Genomic DNA, 4,244 nt, shown 5'->3' on the forward strand with positions numbered 1-4,244 from the left:
GAGAACAAGTGTTTCAGAGGATAAATCATTTTTTGACATAGGTAGCCGTGGGAATACATCTCTTAAATATTTATTCTCACCTAATCTTGAAGTGAATAAACCGTCGTTATTACGGACGAATGTTAGAATAGATTGGAATCCAGTATGTATATCACTTACAACACACTGTATAGATTTAAAGTTGTTCATGTAGCACCTGATTGGGTAGTTAGATTAGAAGTTAATTAGAGATAATGCTAAGGCATCAAGCGAACCAATAGTCGCACGGATTGAGGATATAGAATCATTATCAGCTATTGATAGTCCATGCATTGAAAGTTGAGCTATTGTTGAATGAATCATACTGTTGTTTTTGAAAACAGCAAATCCATCGTGATTAACTCGCCTGAACGGGCTTAATCCAGAATCAATGATTGAGATAAGTGAATCATCCTGATCGTGATCTGAAAAACTAAAAACTACAAAGCCACTTTTTGGTTTTTTATTATATCTAAAAACCTTGCAGCTATCAGTCATTTTACTAACGATTGTCGGAGCAATTAGTTTTGCATTAAAAGCATGTTTATTTATAGTTGGTAATATTCGTGCATTTTGGTCTTTAAAAAAGTGCACGATGTTATTACAAGCAATGATCCCGTTATCATTAATAGCAAAGTTAGTTAGAAGTGCATGTAGCTCTTTACTAAATGCTCTTACGTAATACTCAACTTCGCTATCACGAACATCTAATGATGGTAGTGATAGATACCTCATAGAATCCTCACTAAACTCAATAAGATCTCCTGACTTGGTATCAAGACTGATTGGCACACAAAAACCCAAATTAACTAAATCGCCAGTTGTGTGTCGTGTTTTATTTACAATTAGATATGTATTTAGCATGGTAATTCCAGATTAGATTAATAATGACCTTTATAAAGGTCATTAATTGGGAGTTAGAAAATTGTGTCTTCACTATCAAAATCGTCACAGTAAATGTTTTCGATTTCTTTCATTGAAGCTTTAATTTGATAGGTAAAATTGGATAGCAATTGAGATATTTCTCGTGGGCTATGTATTTCGATAGCCTTACTAGAATGTAAAGCTCAAACCTCTAAAACACCTGTAACAAGCGGCATATAGCAATCGCTATTAATACGATTATTTGTATTGATTAAATACGGATTGCCATTAAAAGTAGGGAAGAAAATTTCAGTCTTAGCAAAAGTAGCAAAACCTTGAATTACACAAGGGCTAAATTCACCGCATACTGAAACTAAACGACAGATCTCATTTCGTAACAGATTAACTAGATGAGCATTCTCACTGACATTTGCAGCCAGTAACATTTTCTCTAATTGTTCTGTGTAACCTGCTTGTTTTACGTCATAAATAGGTAATTCAGAATCAGTACCAAAATCATTTACATCTTTATCAGTCGATAACGAGGCAATAATCTGGCTGTATCCTTTCAACATATTTACCGCATTCAAATCCCGTACTATATCCATTGTAACGAGGTCACTTAACTCAACTAGTGAGTTTGTATCGTTCGTAACATTAAATTGAATATGTGATTGAACAACTTTAAGTGTGGCTTGATGAATAGAATTTTGCGCTGAATACTGTGGCATACCACCAGCATAAGAATAATCTCTAATATCAGGGTGAAGGAGACAAGAGCCACTTTGGCTATTTTGACAAAACCACGCGAAATTCTCCAATCATCGACTTGAGTGGAGATAGATATCGAGCTTATTTAGGTTGATATAGTTTTCCAAAGGCTACAAACTTTCGCCTCCTGTGGTCAAGAAGCAATAGCCTCTTGACCAAAACACTGGCTTCCAATAACAATTTGCAAAATGATCTGCATATAATCTATTAGTTAACGCTTACATAAACAAATCAGCTAATATTGCAATAAAACCAATATATGACGAAGCAATACTAATGTCTGGTGTCGTCGTGACAATACCAGTATTAGGATGCGCTTATAAGCGCTGCATTAAAAAGAAAACAACGTACTTTTTTATCAGTTTGTATTCAATAAGTTAATCTTAATTGTGTCGTATATGGAGAACTTCATATCAATAAGAGTCACAGATCAATGCTACATCCCATGCATATCAATATATTTAATATTTATTTTATTTTTCTTTATTATTTTTACATCATCTTGGTAAAATTTAGGTAAAGAAGAAAAATAATCAAGAGTTTGTTTTGGCGGAATATAGCCTATAAATTGAAATTTCATATTTTTAGTGGATACATGACTAGATAACTGATTATCTTCTTTTATTTGTGGTATCAATGTATTTTCAGCTTGAGAAGGGGCTGACATTATTATTAAACAGGTTAAAAATAATTTTTTTATATTCATCATTTGAACTTTCCTTGTTCTACAGTTTCAATATAAAACATATTTTACATAAGATACGTTACATAACTTATTTAACGTATACAAGTAAAATATTATTATTTGCAATAAACATTGTAAGCGCCAAAATTATCGTAATTAAAAATAAAAAATTCACATCAGTATTTATTTAACGCATGATTTTAATGCCAATATTCCTTTTTTTGTTATTAATAAGTAATTTTACAACGTAATTAATTAAAAGCAGTTAGTGAGCCAGATCATATTTATTAGAATTACTTTCAATTAACTCTCCATGGATTGAAACAATAATCTTTAATTAAAAATTCAAGCACTTTTCTATAACCAATACCGCAAACTTCATTTAAATCATTATGTTCTGTATTTACTGATTAATTAAAAATCTCAACAAAACTTAGATATAAGATTATTATTCTCCTATCAAACTCTAATGGTTTAAAATGATTAGATGTCGAATGTGTATATAGAAAGTAAGAAATGTATTAAATAAGTATTATTAACTATAAATTGAAAATTAAAATTATTTAATTTCTATAATTTTATGAATACACCTCCAAGCGATAAAATCACCACGTCTAGTTATAACGCTTCAAATAGACAGAAAATAAAACTAATGAAAACTCATGTAAATAAAATATGAATGAGTATTAGGTCTAACTCATAATGGGGCGTGCGACGTGAGGTCGTATGAAGCGCTGTTCACCGTTAATCGAGTGAACCATCTGTGTCACCAGATGAACCTAGGAGCCTGAATAAATTAGCGGCTCTGACAATGTAACGAAGGTTGGCATTTGCCAATCGGGATCTAAATCGAGAGAGAACGATCCTCCTGATAACCACAACATCGGGTGAGTGCTAGGTAGTCAGCATGATGAACATAAGTGAATCCGCGTAAGGTGCGTTATATGATGAAACAGCGGAAGTGGTTAATACGCTGTAGCCAAAAGGCACGAGAGTCGGAAAGAGATTGCCCCATGCTCTTTCGTGATCGTTGAACTCTCCGCACCATAGCGGGCATCTAAACTGACATTGCGCGATATACGGAACACGGTAAGCCTGTATCACTCCCACTGGGAAAGTCTTTGCGACCGATAGTGATGCAGGTAGAGGATGTTAGAAAAAGCGAAGGCTGCATTGTAACGATGCAGATACAGGCAAATGTCTGGCACGAAAGTGAGCTGACTTCCGACTGGTCTTACGTTGCAAGATAATTTGAAGAACTTTATTCAAGGAGAAACGCAAATGATGATTTCAAAAGAGATTAGTGCCTCTCCTGACAGTGCTCAATGGCAGTCCATAAACTGGAAAGCCGTTGAATCCCATGTTTTAAAGCTTCAGATGCGTATTGCAAAGGCAACACGAGAAGGTAAACACGGCAAAGCGAAAGCGTTGCAGTGGATACTAACTCACTCGCGTTCGGCAAAACTTCTTGCTGTTAAGCGGGTATCACAAAACAAAGGCAGTAAAACGCCTGGAATAGACGGCGTCATCTGGAACACGGATACGCGCCGTATGAAAGCAGTCAATCAATTAAGCAGAAAAGCTTACCAAGCCAAACCGCTCAAGCGTATCTATATCCCAAAGAAAAACAGTAAGCTCAGACCACTTGGCATCCCTTGTATGGTTGACAGAGCGCAGCAAGCACTTCATCTTCTTGCACTAGAGCCAGTGTCAGAAACACTGTAAGCGCATCATAAACCCCGCATTTTAATCACTCAAGACGAAGAATAAGATCAAATCTTCAACCAAAAGGAGATTTGAAATGTTCAACCGACTAACCAACCAAGAATGGAAAATCCTGATCGAACAATCTGAATCGAGTTCATTATCAAAACTCGAATTTTGCAAGCTCAATGGTCTCTGCCCC

General features: G+C 35.0%; 4 protein-coding genes and 1 pseudogene. 1 reads left to right on the top strand and 4 read right to left on the bottom strand.

Annotation, left to right across the window (positions count from 1 at the left end; genetic code table 11):
- The 4 genes from BTN98_RS20535 to BTN98_RS17800 all read right to left on the bottom strand — a co-directional run.
- Nucleotides 1–189: hypothetical protein (locus BTN98_RS20535; RefSeq protein WP_205853520.1), on the bottom strand; the 189-nt coding region annotated here is incomplete at its 3' end.
- Nucleotides 190–213: 24 nt separating this feature from the next.
- Nucleotides 214–882 (bottom strand): hypothetical protein, encoded by a 669-nt coding sequence (locus BTN98_RS17790; RefSeq protein ID WP_065190235.1) that lies wholly within the window; start codon nucleotides 880–882, stop codon nucleotides 214–216.
- A 203-nt stretch (nucleotides 883–1,085) separates the two neighbouring features.
- The gene (locus BTN98_RS17795; RefSeq protein WP_065190236.1) at nucleotides 1,086–1,613 is read right to left on the bottom strand and encodes a hypothetical protein; all 528 of its coding nucleotides are present in this window, start codon (nucleotides 1,611–1,613) and stop codon (nucleotides 1,086–1,088) included.
- A 476-nt stretch (nucleotides 1,614–2,089) separates the two neighbouring features.
- Nucleotides 2,090–2,362: a hypothetical protein gene (locus BTN98_RS17800; RefSeq protein ID WP_065190237.1), complete on the bottom strand. Its 273-nt coding sequence runs from the start codon at nucleotides 2,360–2,362 to the stop codon at nucleotides 2,090–2,092.
- A 1,257-nt stretch (nucleotides 2,363–3,619) separates the two neighbouring features.
- Here BTN98_RS17800 and BTN98_RS17805 point away from each other — a divergent pair.
- Nucleotides 3,620–4,060: pseudogene (locus BTN98_RS17805) on the top strand (reverse transcriptase N-terminal domain-containing protein); the annotation flags it as partial.
- Nucleotides 4,061–4,244: the final 184 nt, after the last annotated feature.

This window comes from Photobacterium aquimaris, from assembly GCF_002954455.1.
GTDB lineage: Bacteria > Pseudomonadota > Gammaproteobacteria > Enterobacterales > Vibrionaceae > Photobacterium > Photobacterium aquimaris.